The organism is Candidatus Cloacimonadota bacterium, from assembly GCA_019429305.1.
GTDB lineage: Bacteria > Cloacimonadota > Cloacimonadia > Cloacimonadales > JAJBBL01 > JAHYIR01.
Genome location: JAHYIR010000026.1, coordinates 1 through 26885 on the forward strand (window position 1 = coordinate 1; position 26885 = coordinate 26885).

16 protein-coding genes are annotated in these 26885 nt (G+C 40.8%); 7 read left to right on the top strand and 9 right to left on the bottom strand.

Going from position 1 to position 26885, the window contains the following annotated elements; all coding sequences use genetic code 11:
* The 4 genes from K0B81_08380 to K0B81_08395 all read left to right on the top strand — a co-directional run.
* The coding region (locus tag K0B81_08380) for a class I tRNA ligase family protein (GenBank protein MBW6516609.1) at positions 1-1477 on the top strand (1477 nt) is incomplete at its 5' end.
* Positions 1478-1495: 18 nt separating this feature from the next.
* On the top strand, positions 1496-2119 hold the full coding sequence (locus tag K0B81_08385) for a DUF1232 domain-containing protein (protein MBW6516610.1): 624 nt from the start codon (positions 1496-1498) through the stop codon (positions 2117-2119).
* The gene (rdgB, locus tag K0B81_08390) at positions 2119-2721 is read left to right on the top strand and encodes an RdgB/HAM1 family non-canonical purine NTP pyrophosphatase (protein ID MBW6516611.1); all 603 of its coding nucleotides are present in this window, start codon (positions 2119-2121) and stop codon (positions 2719-2721) included. The genes K0B81_08385 and rdgB overlap by 1 nt, the downstream gene beginning before the upstream one ends.
* Before the next feature lie 19 nt (positions 2722-2740).
* The gene (locus K0B81_08395; protein ID MBW6516612.1) at positions 2741-4105 is read left to right on the top strand and encodes a phosphomannomutase/phosphoglucomutase; all 1365 of its coding nucleotides are present in this window, start codon (positions 2741-2743) and stop codon (positions 4103-4105) included.
* Positions 4106-4392: 287 nt separating this feature from the next.
* Here the strand turns inward: K0B81_08395 and K0B81_08400 are convergent, their stop codons facing one another.
* Positions 4393-7140, bottom strand: a complete 2748-nt coding sequence (locus tag K0B81_08400; GenBank protein ID MBW6516613.1) for a tail fiber domain-containing protein — start codon at positions 7138-7140, stop codon at positions 4393-4395.
* A 513-nt stretch (positions 7141-7653) separates the two neighbouring features.
* Here K0B81_08400 and leuS point away from each other — a divergent pair.
* A complete protein-coding gene (gene leuS / locus K0B81_08405) occupies positions 7654-10125 on the top strand; it encodes a leucine--tRNA ligase (protein MBW6516614.1) in 2472 nt (823 codons plus the stop codon).
* A gap of 362 nt (positions 10126-10487) precedes the next feature.
* Here leuS and K0B81_08410 read toward each other — a convergent pair whose 3' ends face one another.
* The 4 genes from K0B81_08410 to K0B81_08425 are packed head-to-tail and all read right to left on the bottom strand — an operon-like array spanning position 10488 to position 14025.
* Positions 10488-11162 carry a hypothetical protein gene (locus K0B81_08410; protein ID MBW6516615.1) on the bottom strand — a complete coding sequence of 225 codons (675 nt, stop codon included), beginning with the start codon at positions 11160-11162 and terminating at the stop codon, positions 10488-10490.
* A 27-nt stretch (positions 11163-11189) separates the two neighbouring features.
* Positions 11190-12395 carry a PLP-dependent aminotransferase family protein gene (locus K0B81_08415; protein ID MBW6516616.1) on the bottom strand — a complete coding sequence of 402 codons (1206 nt, stop codon included), beginning with the start codon at positions 12393-12395 and terminating at the stop codon, positions 11190-11192.
* Positions 12396-12412: 17 nt separating this feature from the next.
* The gene (gene hflX, locus K0B81_08420) at positions 12413-13720 is read right to left on the bottom strand and encodes a GTPase HflX (protein ID MBW6516617.1); all 1308 of its coding nucleotides are present in this window, start codon (positions 13718-13720) and stop codon (positions 12413-12415) included.
* Positions 13721-13728: 8 nt separating this feature from the next.
* Positions 13729-14025: a hypothetical protein gene (locus K0B81_08425; protein MBW6516618.1), complete on the bottom strand. Its 297-nt coding sequence runs from the start codon at positions 14023-14025 to the stop codon at positions 13729-13731.
* Between the two features lie 684 nt (positions 14026-14709).
* Here K0B81_08425 and K0B81_08430 point away from each other — a divergent pair.
* Complete coding sequence (locus K0B81_08430) at positions 14710-15786, top strand: cysteine synthase family protein (GenBank protein ID MBW6516619.1); 1077 nt, start codon at positions 14710-14712, stop codon at positions 15784-15786.
* A 200-nt stretch (positions 15787-15986) separates the two neighbouring features.
* Here the strand turns inward: K0B81_08430 and K0B81_08435 are convergent, their stop codons facing one another.
* From K0B81_08435 to K0B81_08450, 4 genes are all read right to left on the bottom strand, one after another.
* A complete protein-coding gene (locus K0B81_08435; protein MBW6516620.1) occupies positions 15987-16244 on the bottom strand; it encodes an SHOCT domain-containing protein in 258 nt (85 codons plus the stop codon).
* Positions 16245-17398: 1154 nt separating this feature from the next.
* The gene (locus tag K0B81_08440; GenBank protein MBW6516621.1) at positions 17399-19540 is read right to left on the bottom strand and encodes a T9SS type A sorting domain-containing protein; all 2142 of its coding nucleotides are present in this window, start codon (positions 19538-19540) and stop codon (positions 17399-17401) included.
* Positions 19541-19585: 45 nt separating this feature from the next.
* Positions 19586-21112, bottom strand: a complete 1527-nt coding sequence (locus K0B81_08445; protein ID MBW6516622.1) for a T9SS type A sorting domain-containing protein — start codon at positions 21110-21112, stop codon at positions 19586-19588.
* A 59-nt stretch (positions 21113-21171) separates the two neighbouring features.
* Positions 21172-24174: a T9SS type A sorting domain-containing protein gene (locus tag K0B81_08450; protein ID MBW6516623.1), complete on the bottom strand. Its 3003-nt coding sequence runs from the start codon at positions 24172-24174 to the stop codon at positions 21172-21174.
* 721 nt (positions 24175-24895) lie between these two features.
* On the opposite strand from K0B81_08450, the gene K0B81_08455 reads away from it, so the two are divergent.
* Positions 24896-26785 carry a chitobiase/beta-hexosaminidase C-terminal domain-containing protein gene (locus K0B81_08455; GenBank protein ID MBW6516624.1) on the top strand — a complete coding sequence of 630 codons (1890 nt, stop codon included), beginning with the start codon at positions 24896-24898 and terminating at the stop codon, positions 26783-26785.
* The last annotated feature ends 100 nt before the right edge of the window (positions 26786-26885 follow it).

Below are 26885 nucleotides of genomic sequence, written 5' to 3' on the forward strand. Positions count from 1 at the left end.
GCACTGGATGAACAATATCCGTGATTGGTGTATATCACGGCAGATCTGGTGGGGGCATAGGATCCCTGCTTATTACTGTTTAGCTTGTGATGAGATGATCGTTGCCATTGAAAAGCCCGAAAAATGCACCAAATGTGATAGTAAAGAATTTCGTCAGGATGAAGATGTTCTCGATACTTGGTTCTCTTCCTGGCTTTGGCCATTTTCTACTATGGGCTGGCCTGATAAAACAGAGGATCTGGAATATTTTCTTCCCACTGATCTATTGATCACAGCACCGGAGATCATCTATCTCTGGGTTGCCCGTATGATCATGTCAACTCTTGAATTTTGTGATAAGATACCGTTCAGGACAGTTTTATTACATGGAACGGTAAGGGACGAGATCGGGAGGAAGATGAGTAAATCACTCGGAAATTCTCCCGATCCTTTAGATCTGATAAAGCAGGTTGGTGCTGATGCTCTTCGCTTCAGTATGGTCTTCAATGCCCCGAAAGGAGCAGATATATATTACTCTGACGCAGTTCTGGAGAATGGCAGGAATTTCTGTAATAAGATCTGGAATGCCTATCGCTATATTATGAGTAATATTAGCAAGATCGCAGGATTACCTTCTCAGGATGAACTCAAGATGGAACTTGCCGATAGATGGATCTACAGCAGATTGAATGAGGTCATTCAAGAAGCTACAGATTATTATGAGAATCTCAGATTTAACGATGCAGCTCAAACACTACAGGATTTTATCTGGAAAGAGTTCTGTTCTTGGTATCTGGAGATTACTAAAGAGAGGATGTATAATAATGATGACCAAGAAAGTCAGCTAACTGTTAAGTATATACTCCTCGATGTGTTGCAGCAATCTATGCGGTTACTGCACCCCTTGATGCCTTTCATTAGCGAAGAGATCTGGCAGAACTTGAAAGTGCATTTTCCAATGGATGAAGAAGCTATCATTGTAGCTAAATTCCCTCAAACCAATCCGGAGATGATCAATCGTCAGATAGATGAAGACATGACCTTCATTCAGGAGAGTATTATAGCTATCCGGAATCTGCGTAAACAGGTCAATATTCCACCCGGAACAGAGATACAGATCATTATTCATCCGGAAAACGAACAACAGTCAACCAAATTGAACGAATACAGGAGTTATTTTCAGAAATTAGCCAAGGTTTCAGAATTATCTACTGAATTTAATAAGACGCGTCCAAAACCTGCCATAGCAGCAGTTGTAAGTGGCATGGAGATCTTTCTGCCTTTGACTGGGCTGATTGATCTGGAAAAAGAAAAGGAACGTCTGCAAAAACAGCTGCAGAAAGCAGAGATTGAGTTAGAAAAAACACGTAAGAAACTAGCTAATACCGAGTTTCTTAATAATGCCAAACCGGAAATAATAGCAAGAGAACGATCAAAAGAGCAGGAGTTTCTGCAAATAACGGTTAAAACAAAAAGTCTGTTAAATGACCTAACATAATCCCTCAAGGAGGTTTCAATGAGTCCCCAAAAGAAAAAAGTAGATCCGGAAAAGAAAACAACAAAGAAAGCACAACAACCACAAGTAGTTAAAACACCAAAGGTAGTGAAAAAAGAAGAGATAATAGAAGAGATCATTCAGGATGTTCCTGAAGAAAAGTTCGAAGAAGTAAAGGCAACTATTGCCCGAGATCCGGGTAAGAAAAAACTTCAATTTTACGAGAAGTTAAGAGAGAAATTTGCTAGTAAAATTCCCCAAGATGGTACTCTAAATCGTATCAGTGATTTTCTTTTTCTATTGCCCGATTTCTTCATTTTGCTTTGCCGGCTTTTGATGGAAGACAGAGTTACCAATCAGACTAAGGCATTTATCTTGGGAGTTATTGCCTACGTTATGTTACCGATTGATATCATTCCAGATTTTATTCCTATTGTCGGTTTCATTGACGACTTGATCTTGGTGGTCTTTGCCTTGGATCAGATATTGAAGCATACAGATGAGCAGATACTTATTGATAATTGGAGCGGCAAAGGTGATTTGTTACTTACTATTCGCAATGTCTTGGATATAGCCGATAGAGCAGTTAGTCAACGTGTTTTAATAAAGATAAAAGCTTTTCTTCATAAGATCAAAATAGCTTGATGGAAATACTTATAGCTTCTCGTAATGAAGACAAGATCAGGGAGATTAGAGCCCTGATATCATCTCTTGATGTTTCAATATTAACGCCCTGTGATTTTGATGATCTGCCGGAAGTAGTAGAAGATCGGGATACTCTTGTCGGAAATGCTTTGAAAAAGGCACGGGTTTTGTCTGAGTTAACCGGACTACCTACGATAGCTGATGATACGGGACTTTTTATAGATGCCTTAAATGGTGAGCCGGGAGTGTATTCTTCCAGATATGCCGGAGATTCTTGTTCTTATGCTGATAATCGGCGTAAAGTTTTACATGCTATGAATGGTAAAGATAATAGAACTGCTCGGTTTATTACAGTTGCTGTTTTCTATATTCCGGGAAAAGAACCATTAGTCTCGGAAGGCATAGTCGAGGGGATTATTACGCAGCAGGAGAGAGGCGATAAGGGATTTGGTTATGATTCGATCTTTCAGATCACCAACTTACAAAAGACATATGCTGAAATGGAAGATGAAGAAAAAAACCTTCTTAGTCACAGGGGACTTGCCTTACGGAATCTAATTACTAAGATAACCCAATTCTTGAACAGTAATAATAATAAATAAATGTAATATAGGAGGAACGATGATCAATCGTCAGATTTTTCGACAGTATGATATCAGAGGAATAGTCAATATCGATCTCAATGATGAGACAGTATATTTACTTGGCAGAGGTTTCGGTACTTTTCTTCGCCAAAGAAATTTGAGATCTGTAGTGATCGGGGGAGATGCCAGAATCAGTACACCCCGCTTCAAGAAACAATTTTCCACCGGTCTGCTCGATTGTGGGTGTGAGGTTATTGATGTAGCGATATTAGCAACTCCGACACTATATTTTTCGATACATCACTTAAAGGCAGATGCCGGTGTCATGATAACCGGCAGTCATAATCCGCCTGAATATAATGGTTTCAAACTGAATATCGGGCTGACTTCCATTTATGGTGATGATATTTTAGAGATTTATGATATAATACAAAATAATACCTTTATAGAGGGTTCAGGAGCACTGAGAACGGTCCATGGCATGATCAAAATCTATCAGGATTACCTAGTCGAGATCTCAAAAATTGATCGCCCAGTTAAAGTTATTGTGGATGCCGGAAACGGAGCCGGAGGACCGATATTGCCCGACATACTTCGCCGCTTAGGGTGTGAAGTTATCGAGTTGTATTGTGATATGGACGGAACTTATCCTAACCACCATCCCGATCCGACAATCCTTGAATATATGCAGGATCTTGTCAGAACAGTAAAGAATACAAAGGCAGAGGTTGGGATTGGTTTGGATGGTGATGCCGATAGAATAGGGGTCATTGACGAAACAGGGAATATGCTCTTTGGCGATCAGATCCTCAATATCTTTGCCCGTGAGTTCCTCAAGGAGAACCCCGGGGAAAAAGTTGTTGCCGATGTCAAATGCTCCAAGAACCTCTTTGATGATATTAAAAAACAGGGCGGAATCCCGGTGATGTACAAAACAGGACATTCTCTGATCAAAAAGAAGATGAAAGAGGATAAGATCATTATGGGTGGTGAGATGAGCGGACATATCATCTTTGAAGATCGTTATCTCGGATTTGATGATGCCATTTATGCTGCCTGTAGGTTTGTTGAGATCATAGCTAAGTCAGATAAAAAAGTTAGTGAAATGTTAGCTGATCAACCTAAGATGTATAACACTCCCGAGATGCGGGTTGATTGCACAGAAGACAACAAATTCCAGATCGTCGAATTGGTAAAAAATCATTTTCAAGAGAAGGGTTTTGATGTTAACGACATAGATGGAATGCGTGTTACTTTTCCTGACGGTTGGGGTCTTTTAAGGGCTTCCAATACCCAACCGGTACTTGTTACACGCTTTGAAGCTGAAACAGAAGCCAGATTACAGGAGATCAAAGACCTCGTGGAGCAAGAGATCGACCGTGTAAAAAAAGAACTAGAATAGTTGATTCTTTAAGCTTTTCTGGTTGTTCGTAAGTCATATACTCTCGATTGAACAATAGGTAATAGTTTAATGAAAGAGGAAGGTTAACCTTCCTCTTTCATTTTCAATACTACCTAATAAAAGAACTTTGCTAAAGCAGGAGTTAGCTCCATCGCAGAACAACTGGAAAAAGCGTGTACTTTTAAATATAGTTATAACTGTAGGATTTTCTACCATTAAAACTTTGATATGAGCAACAGAACCAAAATCAGCGATAAGAAGATAAGAAAAGGCTAATTCTGGTCATATTAGTCACTTTCTTTATTTATTTGACTTTCCAATGAGTCTATTCTTTCCAGTAGATTTTCAATCTGCGTTTGCTGCGTCTCTATGATCTTTTGTTGTTCCTGGACCGCTTTAACCAGAGGAACAACAAATTCAGCATACCTTAATCCATAGAAATCTTTGTCGTTTTTTGGAGAATCAACACCACTGAAATCAAAATCACATTCTTGGGCTGCAAGCTCTACTTCTTGTGCTATAAAGCCGGCATACTGTATGGAAGATTTATCTTCTTTGGCTTTAAGATCCGAATTTCTCTTAATCATATCATAATAGTCATCTTCTTCTACATCACCTTTGTATTCATTGATACGGTTAGTCAATACATCAACATCCAGGTTAAATGTAACAGGTCTTAATTTCATTATGAAATCCAATCCTACGACATTTTCCTGCACGTTTCTATTGTAACGTCTATCAGTTGAAAGATTTGTCCATCCGGAATAGCCACCGATCGAGTTAACGGATATGTTGCCAATCCTAACTTGATTACTGGCTGTAGTTACGGTATCATAACCGAGACAGGTCACATTATCAAGATCATCCTGTGCTGCGTAAGACCAATAACCGATAAAAGTGCCCATATCGATTGCAGTTCTATTGTTACCTGCTCTATATCCTATTGCTGTATTGTATGAACCAGTTATATTATCAACCAAACTCCACTTACCAATAGCTGTATTTCGATTACCTGCTGTGTTGGATAGCAATGCGTGACGTCCTATTGCAGTGTTATAGTCTCCTGTTTCATTATTATAAAGAGCTTGATTTCCTAATGCTGTATTATAGCTTCCTGTTACGTTATAATAGAGAACTCTATAACCAACTCCTGTGTTATCAAGTCCTATTGTGTTAGACCAAAATGCTAAAGCACCAACTCCTGTATTACTATATCCTGATGTGGTCTGCCAAAGAGCATTGTGACCAATTGCCGTGTTACCTGAGGAAGTATTAGAATGAAGGGAATATGAACCAACTGCCGTATTAGCATCACCGGTCTCGTTGATTTCAAGTGCCCTTGGACCAATTGCTACATTAGAATTTCCTGTTGTGTTACTTGTCAGAGTATTAAAACCAATAGCCGTATTACTTCTTCCTATTGTATTAGCAGAAAGAGCATCCGAGCCGATGGCGAGATTGTACTCACCATCTAAGGAATCGTCACCACCTATTCCATTATTGGAAAGAGCATTCCGACCAATAGCTATCAAGTTACTCTTATTTGTATTACTATACAAGGCGTTGCTTCCCAAAGCAATATTATAAAGACCTGTTTCATTATTGTGGAGTGATGAATATCCGATAGCTAAATTATCGTGTCCTGACAAATTGTTAAACAAGACTTTAAATCCAAGAGCTGTATTATAGTATCCTGTTGTGTTATTAAAAAGTGAATGAAAACCTGTAGCAGTATTTGCATAACCAGAAGTATTTTCACGCATAGCCATGAATCCAGAAGCAGTATTCAGCTGGCCATCAGTATTTGCTTTTAACGCTTGATAGCCTATTGCAGTATTATTAATACCTTCTGTATTGGATTGTAAAGCTAATGCTCCAACTCCTGTATTACTCCAACCTGTAGTATTGTTTCTAATAGCTTCGTAACCCAAAGCAGTATTGTTGTAACCAGTAGTGTTCAAGTATAACGATCTTGAACCTACAGCAGTATTGTAAAGTCCATGATCGGGTATTGAAGCATTAGTCCCATTCAGGTGTAATGCCTGAAATCCTACTGCTACTAAATTGCTCATATTATTTGTATACTGTAAAGCTTCGGTTCCTATAGCGACATTTTCAGAACCATTCATGTTGTATTGTAAAGCCCGCGTTCCTAAAGCGGTATTCTTATAACCGTGGATGTTATTATATGAAGCTTGAGAGCCCAAGGCAGTATTATGAGAGCCAGAGTAATTCGACATTAATGCAGTGATACCCACGGCTGTGTTTTCATTACCAAAAAGGTTATCAATCAATGCTGCAGAACCTATAGCTGTATTTTGGGCGCCAGATGTATTATAAAGTAGGGTTTTGAAACCGAATGCGGTGTTATTACTCCCAATATCATTTGTGCTTAGAGACTGGTAACCTGAAGCTGTATTATGATATCCGGTAGTATTGGAATTCAGTGTCAAGATGCCGAATGATGTATTATTTTCGATATCTTCCCCACCTCTACCTACAGTCAAACCATTAATTAAAGCATCACCATTACTTACTTCTAATTTTGCTTGAGGAGTTGTTGTTCCAATACCTACATCGCCTGTTCTTCCAATAGATTCTGTTTCGTTATTCTCACCACTCCAAGTTGGATCTATCTCTATTGCTTGCAGTGCATAAGGACTGCTCGTGATCCTAATTCGAGGGAGCATCTCATTGTCAGATCCTATTTTAATGCCCAACCAACGAATCTCAGCAGAGAAGTATGATTCACCAAGAGGGTTGTCTTCTCCCAGATTAACTTGAAACAGACCATTCTCAATCGAAACATTTCTGTCTTCAGTCCAGAGGGCAACTCCTCCATTTTCAACATCATATACAGTAAAAATAATACCAAGATTTCCATTTACAGGATTTCCTTCACCATCGGTCAATCTTCCCTGAAATGATACTAAATCAGGGATCAATCCGGTTCGGTTAATCTCTCGGGCAGTAAATTGACCGTATAAAATGATAGTACTGAAAACTAGTATTAACAACAATATTTGCTTTTTCATCATATCCTCCTGATATGTTAAAGAATTGTGGTTGATTTGTTTTCTAAAAAATAACTAAATAAGAGCAAGTCAGCGATTGCTCTATAGAGTGTCATGAATTTGATATTGGAAGATAAAAAACGTCTATAGCGAAAGAATATGTGTATAATCTTTGATTCTTTGCTTAAAGATTCGAAATTGCATTTACTACTCGTATTTACCTCGATCCTGATCGTTTAAATCGCTTAGGAAAAAAATACTAATTTCTTTTCTTAACTAAATATTACCTCTACTTCTCTTTGAATGATTCTCAAGTATCTCATTTTAACTCCAAATTATGATAGATACACAAACAAAATATTCATACTTTATAAACTCATATTTAATATGTCATTATTAAAAAATTAAACAGTTTTTGTCAACTTATTTCGTCTTTCTGACTATACTTTAGGTTATAGATGAGAAAAACATTTGACTTCACAGACTCTCCGTAAATTATTTGAACTTGCAAAATTGCAGGATAACGGAGGAACAATGGAATATCCTTTTAATGAGATTGAACCCAAATGGCAGAAGATTTGGCAGGAACAGGGACTCTTTAATACCAAAGAGCTCGAGAATAAGAAGAAGTATTATATCTTATCGATGTTTCCTTATCCTTCCGGAGCTTTACACATGGGTCACGTCTCCAACTACTCGATAGGTGATGCGATGACCCGCTACAAACTTATGCAGGGATTTAATGTCTTTCAACCGATGGGTTATGACTCTTTCGGTCTTCCGGCAGAGAATTTTGCGATTCAGAATAACACACATCCCCGTCTTTCTACGGAAGAGAACATCAAGATCATGCGCGGACAGTTTGACAGAATGGGTTTTGGACTTGATTGGAACAGAGAGATCAGTACTTGTCGCCCTGAATATTATAAATGGAATCAATGGCTCTTTAAGCGTCTCTTTGATAAAGGATTAGTCTATAAGAAAAAGGCCTATCTCAACTGGTGTGATGAATGCCAAACCGTACTCGCTAATGAACAGGTAGAAGCCGGACAATGCTGGCGCTGTGAAAGCAAAGTTCAGCAAAAAGAGATGGAGCAATGGTTTATCAGGATCACTGCCTATACCGAAGAACTGCTCGATTTCTCTAAGGTTATCGATTGGCCGGAACGGGTAAAAATTATGCAGACCAACTGGATAGGGAAGAGCGAAGGGACGAAGATCCATTTCCAGGTCGCTGGCTCTGATGATGTCATCTCGGTTTTTACAACCAGACCGGATACGATTTTCGGCTGTACCTATATGGCACTGCCACCGGAGCACCCTTATGTTGTGGAATGGCTGAAGAATACCCCTGCAGATTCACCGCTGCATGCCTTCTGCGAGAGAATTATCAATCAGGATAAGATCGAACGAACAGCTGATGATACTACCAAAGAGGGTATGTTCAGTGGTCATTATTGCATCAATCCTGTTAATGGTGTGAAGATCCCTATCTGGATAACTAACTATGTGCTGCTTGATTACGGTACCGGAGCAGTTATGGCTGTTCCTGCTCATGACCAGCGTGATTTTGAGTTTGCTAAGAAGTACGAACTCCCGATCAGGATAGTGATACAAGATCCAGCCAGAAGTCTCGATTTAGTCACTATGAAGATGGCATATATCGAACCGGGTTATCTCGTTAATTCAGCGCAATTTAATGATATGGAGAGTGAAGCATCCCAAAAAGCTATTACCGAATGGATGGTAGAAAACGACTATGGTGAGTTCACGGTAAGCTATAGATTACGTGATTGGGGTATCTCCCGTCAAAGATATTGGGGAACTCCTATCCCGATCATTCACTGTTCGAGATGTGGAGCTGTCCTTGTTCCTGATGATGATCTTCCTGTCGAGCTCCCTACCAATGTAGAGGTGGGGAAGACGAGACAGAATCCGCTGCTCTCTGTTGAAGATTGGATCAATGTTCAGTGTCCTCAATGTCAAGGTCCGGCAAGAAGAGAGACCGATACGATGGATACATTTCTCGATAGCTCCTGGTATTATGCCCGTTTTACTGATACTAATAATGATCAGGAACCGTTCAGCAAGCATAACGCTGATTATTGGCTGCCGGTCGATCAATACATCGGTGGGATCGAACATGCTTGTATGCATCTGATGTATGCCCGCTTCTTCCATAAGTTTATGCGGGATATAGGACTCCTGAGCGGTGACGAACCGTTTGCTCGTCTTCTGACCCAGGGTATGGTCATCAAGGACGGAGCAAAGATGTCAAAATCGAAGGGCAATGTAGTTGATCCCAATTACATCATAGACCGTTATGGCTCTGATACGGCACGGGTGTTTATGCTCTTTGCCTCGCCACCCGATAAAGATGTAGAATGGAGTGATGAAGGGATCATGGGTGCGTTCCGTTTCCTTAACAGGATATGGCGACTCATAACAAACAATAGAGAGTTGATCCTTCAATACAAGGATAAAGTTGTCAGTGAAGAGAGCGATCTGACCAAAGAACTGCTCTATTCGACTCATTTTACGGTTAAAAAAGTCACCGAAGACATCGAACAGAGGATGCAATTCAATACGGCTATAGCAGCTCTGATGGAGCATCTGAACAATCTGACTGCTGTTAAAGATATCAGCAAACTGACTAATGATGAAAAAGCTGCCTTTGTGCAGGGTTGTCTGATCATACCGCGGCTTGTTTATTCCTTTGCTCCGCATATTGCGGAAGAGCTTTGGAATCAGTGTGGATATGATACTCTCATCCATACTTCCGGTTTCCCTGTCTGGGATGAAAAATATCTGCAGCGTGATGAGATCAATTATGTCATTCAGGTGCAGGGTAAAGTGAGAGGGAGAGTTACTGTTTCGGTTACTACCACTGAGGACGAGATCAAACAGAAGGCACTGCAGGTTGATAATGTCCAAAAATTCATTGAAGACCGGGAGATAAAGAAGATCGTCATCGTAAAGAACAAGCTGGTCAGCATCGTGCTATGAAAGAGTTAACCACGGAGAATTGAGTGGAATGGTGGAAAGGTTACAAGGTAAAAGCCTGCGGGAGGAGAAGCAAGGGGGAAAGTGTAACCCATAACACGTAACATTTTTTCTCCTTGCTTTTCCTTCCGCTGGGGCGTCTCATTTTTTCTCCTTGTTCTCCGTGTTCTCCGTGTTCTCTGTGTCTCCGTGGTTAATATTCTTTTATATCTTGCTGCTCTTCCAATGGACTTGCTACTTCTTCCTCCTGTTTTCCCGTAACACGTAACCCATAACACGTAACACTTTTCTTCCTGCTATCCCCCAAACAAAAAGCCCCTGCAATGAGGGGCTTTTTGTCTTGAAAATCTAAGTTTATTTACTATTTATTTCGGTATATTAAAGAGATACTCCACACCATTGGGCATGTTCTTAACTTTTATCGCACCACCAAGGTCTTCCAGCATCTTCTTCACAACGAGCAGATCTACCAGTTCTTTAGCATCCAGTTTTGCTTTTGTTTTGGCGTTAATATCCTTAACGAGATCTTCCGGAATATTCTGACCGCTACGCATTACTTCAAAATAGACTCTCGAAGCATCACGATAGATCTTTATCCTGATCGTGCCGCCATCTTCCATCAGATTGATACAGTTATCGAATACCTCATAAAGTACATTGAGCATCATAAAGGGCAGAATATCAATAGAAGAACCATCTTCGATCTCTTTCTCCAGCTTGATCTTGTGCTTATATATCAGGTTGAGGTTGAGGAACTGGTCGAAGATATCGATAAAGGTCGTCAGGTCGATCTTTTGCTTCGACTCCAGTTTATCTTTCTCGATCATATACTTGACAACATTGATAGTATTATTGATCTTTTCTAACTGCTGCATGATCTGGTCTATACCCTGCAGATCCGGGATCTTGAATTTGATGAGCTCTACTCTGCCCGAAATACTCATTAATGGTGTATTGAGATTATGGATAAATCCGGGGATAAGATTCAAGTATTTGGAAAACTCTCGGTATTTTATCAGCTCGTTCATTTCTTCTTTCATATTAAACTCCTCCAAATTTTTTATCAGTTAAAGGTAAGATTCGATGACTTTTGCCAATCGTTTCACACCTTCAATATTCAACTCTTTCGAAGAATACGAGAAATTGATCCTCATTGTATTCTTTCCTTCACCATTACAGTAAAAGCTAGATCCGATAACAAAGGCAACTTTTTCTTTGATAGCATCAAGGAATAGTTTACTGGCATCGATATGTTCCGGCACGGTTAAGAAGAGGAACAAACCGCCGTGTGGTTTAGTCCAGCTAACCCCTTGAGGCATATATTTTTCAAAAGCGTCCAACATGACATCACGTTTTTCTCGATAGAGATTAATGATCTTTTTGATGTTAATGTCCAATAAACCATTTTCGATATATCTGGCAGCGATACGCTGTGTAAATGGCGGGGTACAAAGGTCGGTAGATTGCTTGGCGACAACTATCTTATTGAGGATATGCTCATTACCGATTACCCACCCGATACGAAAACCGGGAGCAAAGATCTTAGAGAAGGTTCCGAGCAGAACAACCTGTTCACTTTTATCCAGACTAAACATCGTCTCCACATGTTCACCTTCAAATCTCAATTCACGATAAGGACTGTCTTCGATGATCAATACATCATATCTCTTTGCCAAGGCGATAATATCGAGTCTGCGCTGCTTACTCATCGTGATCCCGGAAGGGTTCTGGAAGTCGGGGATAATATAGATAAACTTCGGTTTCTGATCCTTGGCTTTGAGGTCTCTTAAAACATCTTCCAGTTTATCAACACTCATACCCTCATCATCCAAGGGAATACCGATCATATCGGCTCCATAGCTGCCAAAAGCACCTAAACCACCCAGATAAGAGGGGAGACCGACAATAACCTTGTCACCTCTGTTGATAAAGATCTTGGAGATCAGGTCGAGTGCCTGTTGGGAAGCGGTAGTAATTATGATGTTCTTAAGAGAAATATCGTGCCCTTCTTTTCTATAACGTTCTACTAGAAGGGTTCTGAGAAGGGTATCACCTTCTGTAGCACCATATTGCAGGGCAATATGCGCCTCGGTTTTCATTATTTTACAAACAATATCGTTCAGTTCTTCCACAGGGAAAGATTCTGCCGATGGTAAGCCCCCGGCAAAGGAAATTATTTCCGGGTCTTGAGTTAACTTCAAAAGTTCTCTGATCTGCGATTTTTTCATGCCTTGGGCATTAACTGAAAAAATTCTTTCCAAATCACTAATCATTACATCCTCCGACTTATTTATTCTTCATTTATATATTGCCTGAATTTATAGTCATCAATCTGCTTTCTCACCTTTTGAGATAACTCCTTAGCAATTCTGACTTTCAAAATTTGTTCTTTGTTTGATTTGTCAATCTGTTTTTCTAATACTTCCACTTGTGACTTAAGAAAGCTGATCAGTTTCTTCATCTCCAACGGGATATGTAAGACCTCTTCTCGTTTAATGTTGCTCAAGTAATCAAAGATAAGTGAGAACAGCTCCTCGAAATTTTCATCATACTTTGCTGAGATAAAGACCGATGCCGGATATTTCATCATCAATCCCTTCTTCACGAATTTCGTCTTTACAGTATCTTTAAGCATATCGAGCTTATTGAATACATAGAGAATATCCTTATCATCAGCTCCGATCTCTTGTAAAACATCGTTCACCGCTTCGATATATTGCTCGAAATCGGGTTGTGAGACATCAACGACGTGCAGCAGCAGATCAGCTTCAGTTACCTCCAGCAGCGTGGAATGGAATGAACTGACCAGCGTATGCGGGAGTTTCTTGATAAAGCCGATCGTATCGCTGATCACTATCCTCTCTTCACCGTTTCGCTGGATAGCTCTGGTAGTAGAATCGAGTGTAGCAAAGAGCTGGTCGGCTACATAGAGATGCTCTCCGGTTATTCTGTTGAAGAGGGTTGTCTTGCCGGCATTGGTATAACCGATCAGAGAGACATTCTTCAGGTTGGAGCGTTTCTTCCTTTTCACGACCGAGATCTTGTCTAGATCCTTGATCCTTCTCTGCAGGATACTGATCTTCTTTTTTATCTCACGACGGTCTAACTCGATCTGCGTCTCTCCCGGACCTCTCAGTCCGATACCACCCTCGATACGCGAAAAGTGCTGCCAGAGATTACGCAGCTTGGAATAGTTGTATTGCAGCATTGCCAGTTCGACCTGCATCTTGGCTTGCTTGGTCTGGGCATGAGTAGCGAAGATATCGAGGATCAGTTCCGTTCTATCTACGATATTACAGTTAGTTATACGGGCAATGTTCTTTGCTTGGGCAGGGGAGAGGTTATCATTGAAGATCAGGGTATCGATATCTTTGCTTTTTGTTTCGGTTTTGATCTCAGCGATCTTTCCTTTTCCGATGTATGTCGCAGGATTTGGTTTTTCCAGATGCTGAACAAATCTCCCTAAAACATCAGCTCCTGCTGTCTTGCTGAGATGTTCCAACTCATCTACCGTTCGTTCGTATTCTTCTCTCTTCTCTTTTCCTGTGTATAATCCAATTAAAAAAACTCGTTGTTTAACTTCTTTGGTAAACTCCATACTCTCCTTTAATAATTTCTATCTTCATAAACGAGAATGCTTTTGTTTTTCTTACGCCACTCGAGGAATTGATTCTTGATCTCCAGCTGCCAGACAATTTTCTTCTGCTCATTCTCGAATGATATGATTTCAACAAAGTGTATCTTGCCGTCTTGTCCCTTGAAACTCTTCTGCGGCACCTCTACATCATAATCTCTACCTTTTTTGACGATCGTCACTTCATTGATAAATATGCCGGGCACTATCTCTACGGTAGCCCTTGCCTCTACAATGCCTCTCCCGACATCTCTGAACCTTATTTCCATCTTCTCACCTTTTATTAGCTTTTCTTGATACAATTACTAATAAAAACGACTATTTCAGTCAATCAATATTTATTTGACGTCTGGATACCTTAAGTCCTCTGAGTTATCTGCTGTGTCACCCTGAGTGTTCTGCACCAAAATGGTTTACTTCATCGAGGGGGCTCACCATTTTGGTGCAGAATGTATCGAAGGGTTGTATCGACGGACTGACATTTCTGCAACATAGACTTCATTATGAGAATTTTTGCTTCGTAGCTTATCCTTTCCAATGGACTTGCTATTCCTCCCTCTGGTTTTCCCGTAACACGTAACCCATAACACGTAACACTTTCCTCCTTGCTTCTCCTCCCGCAGGCTTTTACTAATAACTACATAGCTAATAACTAATCACTATTTTTCCTTGCTTTACTTCCGCTGGTGTGTCAATGCTTTGTTTTTTGTGTTCATCCTTTTTCATCCGTGTCCATTCGTGGTAGATGCTTGCTTTTACTTCCAATGGACTTGCTATTCCTCCCTCTGGTTTTCCCGTAACACGTAACCCATAACACGTAACACTTTCCCCCTTGCTTCTACCTCCGCAGGCTTTTCACTAATTACTAATCACTATTTTTCTTGCCACACAATATAATGATAAATATCTTGCGTTTTCATGATGATCATAACAAGAAACAAGGTGAGATGAAGATGAGTAAAGAAAAGAGCGATATTTTTCGTGGTTTATGGCGGCTGATCGGCAATTCTCCTATGGTAGTCATCAAATTCCGCTACAAGGGTGAGGAACGGACTATCTATGCCAAATGCGAGCAGTATAACATCACCGGCAGCATCAAAGACAGAATGGCTTTATATACTTTAGAGAAAGCGTATGAGATTGGAGCGATAAAACCTGAGGACACAATAGTAGAAGCAACCAGCGGCAATACAGGCATTTCTTTTGCCGCTATCGGTAAAACTCTCGGACATCAGGTCTGTATAATTATGCCCGGATGGATGAGTGTGGAAAGAATGCAGATCATTTCCGGTTATCGAGCTAAGATCGTTACTGTCACCAAAGAGGAAGGTGGTTTTGTCGGCAGTATCAAGCTGAGTGAAGAGATGGCAGAACAGGAATCAAATATATTCTTACCCCGTCAGTTTTCCAATGATTATAACATCAAGGCACATTTTCTTACTACAGGTCCTGAACTCTGGTGGCAATTGCGTTTTAATGATTTACGCCCGGATGCTTTTGTTGCCGGAGTGGGCACTGGTGGCACGATCATGGGTGTAGGCGAGTACTTTAAGATGATGAATAGCAAGATCAAAGTACATCCACTTGAACCTGCCGAAAGTCCGACATTGAGAACGGGTTGTAAAGTAGGTCATCATCGTTTACAGGGTATCTCGGATGAATTCATACCACCGATCGTTAAACTCGAAAAATTAGATGAAATAGTTGATGTCAATGATGGTGATGCTATCATTATGGCTCAGAAACTTGCTTCAGAATTGGGATTGGCTGTCGGCATCTCATCAGGAGCCAACTTCTTAGGTGCTCTCAAGATCCAGAATCAATTGGGGGCAAGTTCAGTAGTAACAACAGTTTTCTCCGATGATAACAAAAAATATCTCTCTACCGATTTGATGAAAGAAGAGCCGGTAAAGGAAGAGTATTATTCGAAAGATATCGAACTCTTAGAATATGATGTATTCAAAAGGGTCTGCAAAACCTGTTGTGACCCTTTCGGATGCACCCAGAAGAATAAATTCTCATTTGCCTGATCATAGTAAATTGTATCGAACCGTGGGTATATAGATCATCCCAATCCAGACACTGAAGTGTCTGGCTATCTTATATCATACCCCTTCGGGGCAAGATATTCGTATTGATTGTCTTATTGACCGTTTCTAGAAAACCGAAAGAATAAATATCTTTGGTGTATTGATCAGGTTAAAGATATTGATGGCAGATAATTGCTTAATCAGTAGAGTAGTTTGTTCTTCATCTGTTGAAACTCATCTTCTGTTATAGCTTCTGATTTCCTAAGGTGATTGATTTTCGACAACTCTGCAATTTTATCCGACTTATTACTCGGAACTGACAACACAACAATTGCTAAAGCCAGAGCATACGAGATTCCTATAACGCCAAAAATTAGTCCTCCATCGTAAACAGCAACAAACAATCCGATCAAGCAACTCAAAAACACAACAAGCCCGATAATAGCCATAATCTTCATTTAACTTTACCTCCGATACATTATTTCTTATTTAAGAAAAACATAGCATATGATTTCTGTCAATATCTAATTCTTCTATATACCGATAATCTAACAATTTGCTAAGGGAGTTTTTCAACGTTCTGACTTAATTTCTGCTAAGAGATTCTATCCCCTACTACTCCAACATAAAGGACTTCAACGATTATCTGCTAAACGAAATAGACAGAGCAGATTCTGAAGGCTAAACAACTACTAGTGTTCCAAGCATCACTAAAAGAAAATCACCCTAACACATCTCACCAAATAGTTCCTTCTCTCTCCACACCGCTGTCCAAACACTGCCTAATTTCAAGATCCTCTCTTGATGAGGGTTTCCTATCATCTACCTCTAGGAAGCAGCGTAGTCGGCTCAAGCTGACTACGCTACTTCCTAAAGATTCAAGTAAATTAAATTTTATAGATCAGTGAGTGATTTTACTAACATTGCTCTGCTATTTCAAATCAGAACTTCTTGACCTCACCCTTAGTGATGTATATCAGAAGGCATGGGTTCTCTTAGAACAGGTAGCTCTTCAGAAGAGGCCACGACCCTATAAAATTTCTTTTGCTCGGTTAATGATAAAATCTTTGTTGTTTTGTCTACCCTTCGATACACCTCGACAAAAAGTCGAGGCACTCAGGGTGACAAACGATCAATATTACACCCATTGTTGACTTCGTCGTCCTGAGTAATTGACTACTTCAATTTTATCGAAGAATCGGAAGCAGCCACGAGGAAGCAATTCCCTCGGTTCGAGTGGTCCACCTTTTTGTCATGTCGAGCGAAGTCGAGACATCTCATCACTGATAATGGTATAGCATGTATGATTTCGTATTTAATGTGAGTCCGTGATGAGATCTCTCCATTTCCAAAGACTCACTTTCGTGATTCATTCTCCAGTCGAGATGACAAACTTTTTCTAATATAGGATTTAGTCTGTATGAGATATCCTTTGTTGACTTCGTCGAGCTCGGAAGCAGCAACGAGGAAGCAATTTCCTCGGTTCAATACAATTTCCGATAACCATGCAAGAAGTAATACGGAAATCACTCAGGGTGACACAGTTATTACTGACGAAAGAATAAAAAAAAGAGACGGGGGATACCCGTCTCGATAAAAGTGTGATATTAGGTTATTTCAGGAGCAGCATTTTGTTGGTTAGTTGGAGGTCTTTGCTGAGGAGGCGATAGAAGTAGATGCCGCCGGCTACTTCGTTGTTATTGTCGTCTCTGCCGTTCCAAACTACCGAATGAGTTCCCGGAGTGAGATCAGTGTCTAACAGGGTTTTGACTTTCTGCCCTTTGATATTGAAGATGATGAGTTGTACTGCACCTTGTTGTGGTAAATCGAATAGAATAGTGGTTTCCGGATTGAAAGGGTTAGGATAGTTAGAGAGAGAGAGCGGTTGAATAATAACAAGCTGTTCATCATCAACCGAAACATCGAATTCCCGAAGATAAGGATAGCCCTGATTGACATCATGCTCGATATCTGATGACCAGATATCAATAAAGTCCCATTCGACATAAGTGTTGCCTGAATAGGGGTAGGTCATGTCTGCGGTTGTTCGTCCTTCACCACCGGCAGATTCGCTCTGTCCGCTCGCTTCGATATCCCAATAACTGTTAACTATCAAATAATTTCCATCATTTCGTCCTATTAATCCTCCAATTTCTAAGAGCCCGATTATAACGGCATAACTGTAGCAGTTGTCGATCAGAGAAGATTGATTGTGTCCTATCAGACCCCCTATCATAAAGAGACCATTAACACTGCCGGTGCTGTAACTATTTTCTGTAGTAGAGCTGCCATGATACCCGATCAAACCGCCAACCGCAGAATTTCCGCTGACATTACCCGTAGAATAACTAACCGACACTGTTGATAAGAAAGATTCTCCTACCAGACCCCCTGTACCATAGCCATCAGAGATCAAATCCGTTTCGCTATAGCTATGACTCACTGTGGAGTTGCCGGAGAGAGCACCTACCAGCCCGCCAATTCTTTGATCTCCCTGTAATGATCCTGTCGTATAGCAATTGTGAACAGTTCCATTATTGGTCAAAGTACCGATCAAACCTCCGGTATTAGTTCTTCCTATAACATCGATATCAATTATTGCCAAATTCTGAACTGTTGCACTATAAGCATATCCAAACAGACCTATATCAGATAACCTGTTCCAATCCAATGTTAAATTACTTATTTGATGTCCATTACCATCAAAATAACCTGAGAAGTAAGGGATATAGAAACTGGGTTCGTCGCTCAGATCGAGATCGGTGGTGAGTAAAAAACTCTGGGTTGCCTGTCCGAAAGCGAGGAGTTTCCGGAAATCAGCGACATCATTGATCAGAAAGTAAACACCGTCTGTAGTGAGGTAATCATGAATATTCAAGTCCATATCGTTATTGATCCAGTCGTTGAACATCGCTCCGTCCAAAGCACCGATAGTAATAATTTCTCCATCGTTGATCAATACCTCTTCATAATTATAATGACTGTTAAAGATCTTAGATTGACCCTGATTCGAACCCACCAGACCTCCGAGATAGTATGTTCCGTTAACATTCCCAGTACTATAACAATTACTGATCATAGTATTGCCATTCACACCGACTAAGCCACCCTTATAATTACCGGGACCTGTGACGTTGACCGAGCTATAGGAATCACTGATCATACTGCTCTGTGCAGTCACTCCGACTAATCCACCGGTTGAAGCTATCCCGTAAATCAGACCACTACTATAGCAATTGATAATAGAAGAACCTTCCAAACGCCCTGCTAAGCTTCCTATCCTTGCCTGACCAGTGATATCAACGTTAGTAAGACCAAGATTGCTTATTCCCGATGGGGGAGAGTCAGAGGTGCTGACAATAGCAAACAGACCAATATGGGCTAAGATATCAGGACGATCAATAAAAAGTCCCTCGATAGTGTAACCCTGACCATCGTAAGTTCCGGAAAAACTAATTATAGTCTCTTCATCGTAATCAAGTCCTATAGGTAGCCAACCCATACCCTCAAACCAGTCAACCGTCTCTGAAGCATCTATATCAATAATCTGGATATAGTGTCCGGCAAGACGTAACTCCTGATCCGGATCGGGAACTTCATCATTACCCGCTGCTATCCAGTAAAGATTCTCTAATGACGCTATCCGATAAGGACTGTTTTCAGTTCCATCACCTACTGTAGGTGCTATTGCCGTTTGGGCTGTGAGAGCGGTGCTGATTAATATCAGGGTGATGAATAACACTAAACATTTCATTGTTTCCTCCGTTAAGTTTTTGATCATTCTATAGTAGTTTGTATCTTATTTCAATAATAACATCTTGTTCACTTTTTCGTGATCCGGCGTGGTCAATCTATAGAAGTAGATGCCGGAAGCGACAGGTGTTCCGTTATCGTTCTTGCCATCCCAAAGTATCTCATACTCACCTTGAAGATGAGGGGCATTAACAAGAGTTCTGACAAGCTGACCACGGGAGTTGTAGATCTTTATGCTCAATCTATCAACATTTTCAGAGAGAGAGTATTTTATGGTTGTTTCCGGATTGAAAGGGTTGGGGTAATTTGTCAGGGGAATCGGTTTCTCGAGAGCAAGGAGATCATCTTCAACAGAGACAGGGTCGTCGAAATCCCGGAGATAAGGATAACCGGCATTGATGCTGTAGTCTATATCAGCTGCCCAAGTATTCTCAAAATCCCATTCGACAAATGTATGGACAGCATAGGGAAAGGTCATCTCTTCGGTAGTTCTCCCCATCGCACCGGAGCCACCGGCTGAGGTATTCTGACCACTTGTCTCCATATCCCAATATGAGTTAACTACTGTAGCATAAGAGTTTTCTCCAACCAATCCGCCAAAATTGGTGTAAGCAGAAACACTGCCGGTGCTATAACTGTTGACTATCGTTGCCTGACTGATGTTCAGTCCCACCAAACCACCGACAAAATAGGCACCTGAAACATTCCCTCTGCTATAGCTATTGATCAGCGTGGAGGTGTTGATTCCCAATAATCCTCCTGCTCTTGCACCTGCACCAAGACCATAAACATCTCCTAAGCTGTAACTACCGGTTATAACAGATATATATTTGTTATGACCGACTAAACCACCACTGTGACTGCCTGCTCCATAACCATAAACTTCAGCATCACTATAACAGTTGCTGATCTCACTATAGTGATAGTTCATTCCGACAAGCCCACCTACATCCTCTCCTTGACCAATTACAATACCGGAGGAGTGGCAACCGGACAGAGTTGTCCAATAATTCCAACCGACCAGACCCCCTACATGATCTCTCGAACTACTGACAACTCCTTCACTGAAACAATTACTGATAGAAGATTCGTTTGTTCTACCCACTAATCCACCGACAAAATCTCTGCCGGTTACTTCGAGATCTATCAAACCCAAATTAGATATGGCAGCATTGTTAATAAAGCCAAAAAGACCCTGACCATGAGTATCTGCCCGGTCAATAAACAGACCATATATTATGTGTCCGTTACCATCGTATTGACCATAGAATGCTTCTCGATCATCCCAATTAAAATACCAACCGATAGGAACCCATCCTTCCCCTTCATTCCAGGGAGGTATTCCCAAATCGATGTCGGCAGTCTGCATAAAATACTTGTCGCTGTGCTCTTCACCCAAATAATTGCGAACATTATTCAGATGCTCGGCTCTTTCAATCTGCCATGGATCTGTTTCTGTACCTGAACCACCGGCAAATTCCTGGGCTGACAAAACAATAATTGATCCTGTTATCAGAGCAATTAGACATAATCGCCCGATCCATTTTCTACTCAGTCTATTTCTTGAGTTCATAAAATCCCCCGTAAATTTAAAATTATCAATTATATGAACCATTATCAGAAGCGGGATTATTATTTCAAAAGGAGCATTTTCCCGGTCTCGATTATCATGTTACCGGCTCTGACCGTGGCAAAATAAACACCGGAAGGGACATTTCGATTGTTCTGATCCTTGCCGTTCCAGACAAAAAAGTAGCCCTGACTATCCTGTTCGATATTGTCGGTTGTTATGATTTTTTGCCCCATGATGTTATAAATCACTAACTGTAAGGGAAGGTTTCCGGCATAAGCAAACCTGATTGTCGTATCGGGATTAAAGGGATTAGGATAGATGAGCAACCCTATAACCGGTGACAAAATAGGTTCTTCGGTATTCGACAGTGTCTCTTCCCGAAGGTAAGGATAGCCGTTGTTAACAGTGAAATCTTTATCAGGAGCCCAGATATCAAAAAAATCCCAATTTACATACGTATTGTCAGCATAAGGATATGTCATCTCCTCGGTTGTTCTTCCTTCTCCTCCCACTGATGTCATCTGTCCGCTGGTCTCGATATCCCAATAGCTGTTGATTATATCAAGTTCCCAATAAGAACCACCTTCACCAATTAGTCCTCCGGTGGTAATATTTCCGACAACAAGACCTTTACTGTAGCAATTGATAATGGTTATCCGATCCCTGATTCTGCCCACAATGCCTCCTACGGTGATCTCTCCGGAAACATTGCCTGTATTATAACTATTAATCAAGTCAGTTTGTATCAACGAAGCAAATCCAATGAGACCGCCTATAGTATTGTATCCGTGAATTGTACCTTTATTATAGCAGTTATTAATCGTAATATAATCGCTATATCCGACCAATCCGCCAACATTCAAATATCCTGTAACACTACCCGTATTATAACTATAATTGATTAGTAAGTTCATTGACTGACTCCCTACAAGGCCCCCAGTACTATTACCCGAACCTATTACATCTCCTGTGTTGTAACAATCATTAATCGAAGAGTAGTGCATATCAAAGCCTACCAAACCACCAATATAATTGCCGGTTCCTACAACAACACCGGAATTGTGACTTGCTTCTATTGATGAATAATCAGAGTTATAACCCACCAGCCCTCCAACTTCTTGATAACCGACCACATGTCCGGAGCTGTGACAGTTTATTATCTCACCATAAATAAAATTACTGCCGACTAAACCACCAATCCTGTTACCTGTCGAACTTTGAACGAAGACATTACTATAACTGTCTATAATATGAGAATGATCATAATTGTAACCTACCAGTCCTCCAATTTGATTACCGTTAGCTATAAGATTGCCTGTACTATAGGAGTTTTCGATAGATGAACTGATATAATTCACTCCTACTAATCCACCTGTGTTGCTTGAACCGGAGACATTGCATGTACTGAAGCTGTTTTTAACTTCTGAAGTATAGTTTAAGCCGACAAGACCACCGACATCACTGTTACCGCTAACTTCACCTGCACTGCTGCTATTATCCACGATAGAATAGACATTACTCCCCACCAGACCACCTATATAGTTTTCTGTTGAAGATACAACTGCTGTCGAACTGCAATTTTCGATCAGAGAATTATTATTGAAACCGACCAAGCCGCCGATATTATTGCCGGTTCCATTGATAACACCGGCAACACTGCATTGGGTTATTGTTGAGTAGTTAATATTGATACCCACTAATCCGCCAACTTTGTTAAAACCGCTAATGTCAACCTCTTCAAGGGTTACATTTGCTATTGAAGCACTGAGAGTACATCCGAACAGAGCCTGATTATCGGAATCGTTTCTATTGATAGTCAATCCGCTGATGCTATACCCGGCACCATTGAAATGCCCTTGAAAAGAATTAGCTAATGAATTTCCGATAGGTACCCAACCTTCATCATAATTCCATGGTGATACCCCCAAATCGATGTCTGCCGTCAGAATAAAGTGTTTGTTATCATGTTCCTCTCCCAAATAGTATCTGACATTATTGAGTTGCACTGCATTGGCGATCTGCCAGGGATTTGCTTGCGTCCCAGTTCCCCCGGCAAAGTGAGTAGTCGATTCATGATAAAATCTAAGTAGAGGATATCCGTTATTAAATTCGCCGGTAATATCATGATCCCAGATATTTATAAAATCCCACTGAACATAGGTATTGCCATCATATGGATAGGTCATTTGAGCGGTAGTACGCCCTATTCCTCCCTGTGAGGTTGTCTGACCGCTGGTTTCAATATCCCAAAAACTATTGCTGGTACTCCCTTGATTTCGCCAACCTACCAAACCACCGACACTTGTACCAGTTCCTGTAACATATCCAATACTATAACTGTCGATAATCTGTGATAAATAACCGTTTGAACCAACCATACCTCCTACAAAGTTAGAACCGGAGACATTACCGGCGCTGTAGCAATTACTAATGATAGCTCTGCTATTCGATCCTACCAAGCAACCTATAAAAGTATTTTCTCCGTCAATATCTACAGAACTGAAAGAATTACTGATTATTGAATGCCAGTAGCTATTACCAACTAAACCTCCAGCAACTGTATCGGCATCAATATTCCCCATACTATAGCAATTGTTCATTATCGTTTCGTGTGCTACACCGGCTAAAGCACCGATATATCTATATCCTGTTATCTCAACATCAGGCAAACCAAGGTTTTTGATCGTTGCTAACCTGGTATAGCCAAATAGACCAAGATGCTCTCCTTGTGGGCTGTTGATATATAACCCGTCAATTATATGTCCTGAACCATTATATGAACCCTGAAAACTGTTAGTGACCGAATCACCTATCGGTTCCCATCCTTCTTCTTCGTTCCAGGGGGGAGTTCCCAAATCGATGTCGGCTATTTGGATGAAAAACTTATCACTGTGCTCTGCACCCAAATAATTACGAACATTGTTCAGATGCTCAGCTGTCTCGATCTGCCATGGATCCGATTCTGTACCTGAACCTCCGGCAAAGTCCTGTGCTGATAAAAAAGAAAACCCTAATACAAGCATAATAGCGGATAGTAAAGGATATATCTTGTTCTTAGACATGATGACCTCCTAACTATGGTTAGAGAATGAATACATCTTTATCTACAAAGTATTATAATTTCGAAATTTTTTGATACGAATATGATCGATATGAAAAACTAAGTTATATTTTTTCATCAGAACCTCTATCTAATGCCCTTACTTTTAGCCATGATAGATAAGATTCTTTTACTGTCAGGGTTCATATTGTCAAGATGTTTTTTCATTTAGATAATAATAATTAGCTATGTAGTTATTAGTAAAAGCCAAAGGGAGGAAGAGCAAGGGGAAAGCTGTTACGTGTTATGAGTTACGTGTTACGGGAAATCCTGCGGAAGGGTAAAAACAGTGATCAGTAATCAGTGATCAGGAAAAGCCTGCGGAGGTAGAAGCAAGTCCATTGGTGGGGTATAGCTTCGAAGTAAAATTCACAGCTCAAGTCTATGCGATCATATGTCACCCGTCGCCGCGCTCCGGGTTGATTGTTTTCATGCCCCGGAGGGGGTATGAAATATGATAGCCAGACACTTCAGTGTCTGGAATAAGGATGGCCTAAACTTGCCTGCTTCCCCAATGGGACTTTGTCCCATACCTGAGGTTTACACTTCAGATTATGATTTATCACTTAGTAGGAAGAGTCATTATGTCTTGACAAATTAACAAGTTAGATAAGAGTATTTTTTCCATATTAGGCAAACAGGTTTGAGTTAATAAAAAAAGAGCAATCGAAAAAGAGGAGAAGATGAAGAAGGGATTACTATTCTTTCTAATAATTCTGTTATGTATAATAATCTTACTATTTGTTTTATTTTGCAGAGAGAGGGTAGAGCCGGAACCTGAACCGGTCTTAGAACCGGAAATAGCACAGGTAGTTAATCCCGTCTTGGAACCTCCCGGTGGAACTTTTACAGCTCCTCAATTAGTTTCTATCAGTACGACAACGATCGATGCCGAGATCAGATATACGATCGATGGGAGTGAACCAACAAGAGAATCAGAACTCTACAGTGAACCAATAAACATCAAGACCGATAAAGTGATCAAAGCAAGGGCATTTAAAGAAGAATGGCTGGAGAGTGATATTGCTACAGGAGAATATATCATCACAGGGACAGTAGCTGCTCCGACTATCAGACCTCCGGCGGGGACTTATAACAGCGTGCAGAATGTAGTTATCAGAACCGCTACCGAAGGTGCCGTAATTAGATATACATTAGACCTGACTGAACCGACAATGACCTCAGAGCAATATGTAGGACCGATCAGAGTTGAAAGCGATATATGTATCAGAGCAATAGCGTTCAAGGAGGGCTGGATAGAGAGCACGATAACTTCGGCTTGTTATCAGATCGTTCTCCAAGAAACTGTGGCAACACCGGTATTTGAAGTACCGGAAGGTATTTATACCTCGGAACAGTATATTAGGATTATCTGTGAAACCGAGGGTGCAACTATCAGGCAGACTACCGACAGAACGACTCCTACGGTAGATGCCCATGAATATGTGGAACCGATATTGATCACTGAGGATACTACTATTAAAGCAAGGGCTTATAAAGAAGACTGGATCGAAAGTGCTGTAGCGACCGCTTCTTATAAAATTACCGGCATTGTTGCCATTCCGACCTTTACACCACCTGCCGGATTATATGCTGAAGAACAGATAGTAGTTATTAGCAGTGCTACTGAAAATGCTGTTATCAGATATACTACTGACAGTACGACTCCGACAGCGAACTCGGTAATCTATACCGAACCGGTCATGATCGGTGAAGATATGGTCATAAAAGCCAGAGCTTTCAAAGATCATTGGATCGAGAGTGAAGTAGCGACAGCAGAATACAGGATCAGTACTGCTCCAGAAATGGTTCTCATACAAGGGGGAGATTTCAATCCTGCTTCCAGTTATTCGGTAACTCTGTCACCTTTTTATATCGGAAAATATGAGATCACTCAGGCAGAATATGAAACAGTGATGAACAGTAATCCCTCTTTTCATGTAAATAATGCCAACCGACCTGTAGAGCAGATTTCCTGGTTTGATGCGATAGAGTACTGTAACCGCTTGAGCTTGCAAGAAGGTTTGACTCCTGTATATAAATTTGGAGATCATGGAATAGATCCTGATAATTGGCCTTCCAACTGGAAAGCAGTTGACACTAATCACGATCTTGTCAATGCCAATTGGTTGGCAAACGGCTATCGTCTCCCTACGGAAATGGAATGGATGTTTGCTGCTATGGGTGGTAATAACTCACGTGGTTATTCTTATAGCGGGAGCAATAACATCGAAGAGGTGGCATGGTATAGAGAGAATGCCGGTGCCGGATTACCCGGTGGCAATACAAATCCTGATTATGGCACGAAGCAAGTCGGTCTGAAGAACCCTAATGAATTGGGACTCTATGATATGAGCGGTAACGTCTATGAATGGGTCTGGGATAGATATGGAGAATATCCAACCGGTTACAGAACAAATCCGACAGGAAGATCTAGTGGAGATTTTCGTGTCAGACTAGGAGGCAGTTGGGCTGCTTATGAAGAGGCATGTTCAGTAGAAGTGCGGAGGAGGAATCTGCCGACATATAGTTTCTTTAGTTATGGATTTCGCGTAGCAAGGAATGCAGAGTAAAAAAGAGAAACTAACCACGAATGGACACAAAAAAAAACGTCATCTGTGATCAGTAAAAGCCTGCGGAGGTAGAAGCAAGGGGAAAAGCTGTTACGTGTTA

Bases quoted from the DNA above. Each gene is read 5' to 3' on its own strand.
- K0B81_08385 (MBW6516610.1), top strand. From the start codon at position 1,496: ATGAGTCCCCAAAAGAAAAAAGTAGATCCGGAAAAGAAAACAACAAAG.
- rdgB (MBW6516611.1), top strand. From the start codon at position 2,119: ATGGAAATACTTATAGCTTCTCGTAATGAAGACAAGATCAGGGAGATT.
- K0B81_08395 (MBW6516612.1), top strand. From the start codon at position 2,741: ATGATCAATCGTCAGATTTTTCGACAGTATGATATCAGAGGAATAGTC.
- K0B81_08400 (MBW6516613.1), bottom strand. From the start codon at position 7,140: ATGAAAAAGCAAATATTGTTGTTAATACTAGTTTTCAGTACTATCATT.
- leuS (MBW6516614.1), top strand. From the start codon at position 7,654: ATGGAATATCCTTTTAATGAGATTGAACCCAAATGGCAGAAGATTTGG.
- K0B81_08410 (MBW6516615.1), bottom strand. From the start codon at position 11,162: ATGAAAGAAGAAATGAACGAGCTGATAAAATACCGAGAGTTTTCCAAA.
- K0B81_08415 (MBW6516616.1), bottom strand. From the start codon at position 12,395: ATGATTAGTGATTTGGAAAGAATTTTTTCAGTTAATGCCCAAGGCATG.
- hflX (MBW6516617.1), bottom strand. From the start codon at position 13,720: ATGGAGTTTACCAAAGAAGTTAAACAACGAGTTTTTTTAATTGGATTA.
- K0B81_08425 (MBW6516618.1), bottom strand. From the start codon at position 14,025: ATGGAAATAAGGTTCAGAGATGTCGGGAGAGGCATTGTAGAGGCAAGG.
- K0B81_08430 (MBW6516619.1), top strand. From the start codon at position 14,710: ATGAGTAAAGAAAAGAGCGATATTTTTCGTGGTTTATGGCGGCTGATC.
- K0B81_08435 (MBW6516620.1), bottom strand. From the start codon at position 16,244: ATGAAGATTATGGCTATTATCGGGCTTGTTGTGTTTTTGAGTTGCTTG.
- K0B81_08440 (MBW6516621.1), bottom strand. From the start codon at position 19,540: ATGAAATGTTTAGTGTTATTCATCACCCTGATATTAATCAGCACCGCT.
- K0B81_08445 (MBW6516622.1), bottom strand. From the start codon at position 21,112: ATGAACTCAAGAAATAGACTGAGTAGAAAATGGATCGGGCGATTATGT.
- K0B81_08450 (MBW6516623.1), bottom strand. From the start codon at position 24,174: ATGTCTAAGAACAAGATATATCCTTTACTATCCGCTATTATGCTTGTA.
- K0B81_08455 (MBW6516624.1), top strand. From the start codon at position 24,896: ATGAAGAAGGGATTACTATTCTTTCTAATAATTCTGTTATGTATAATA.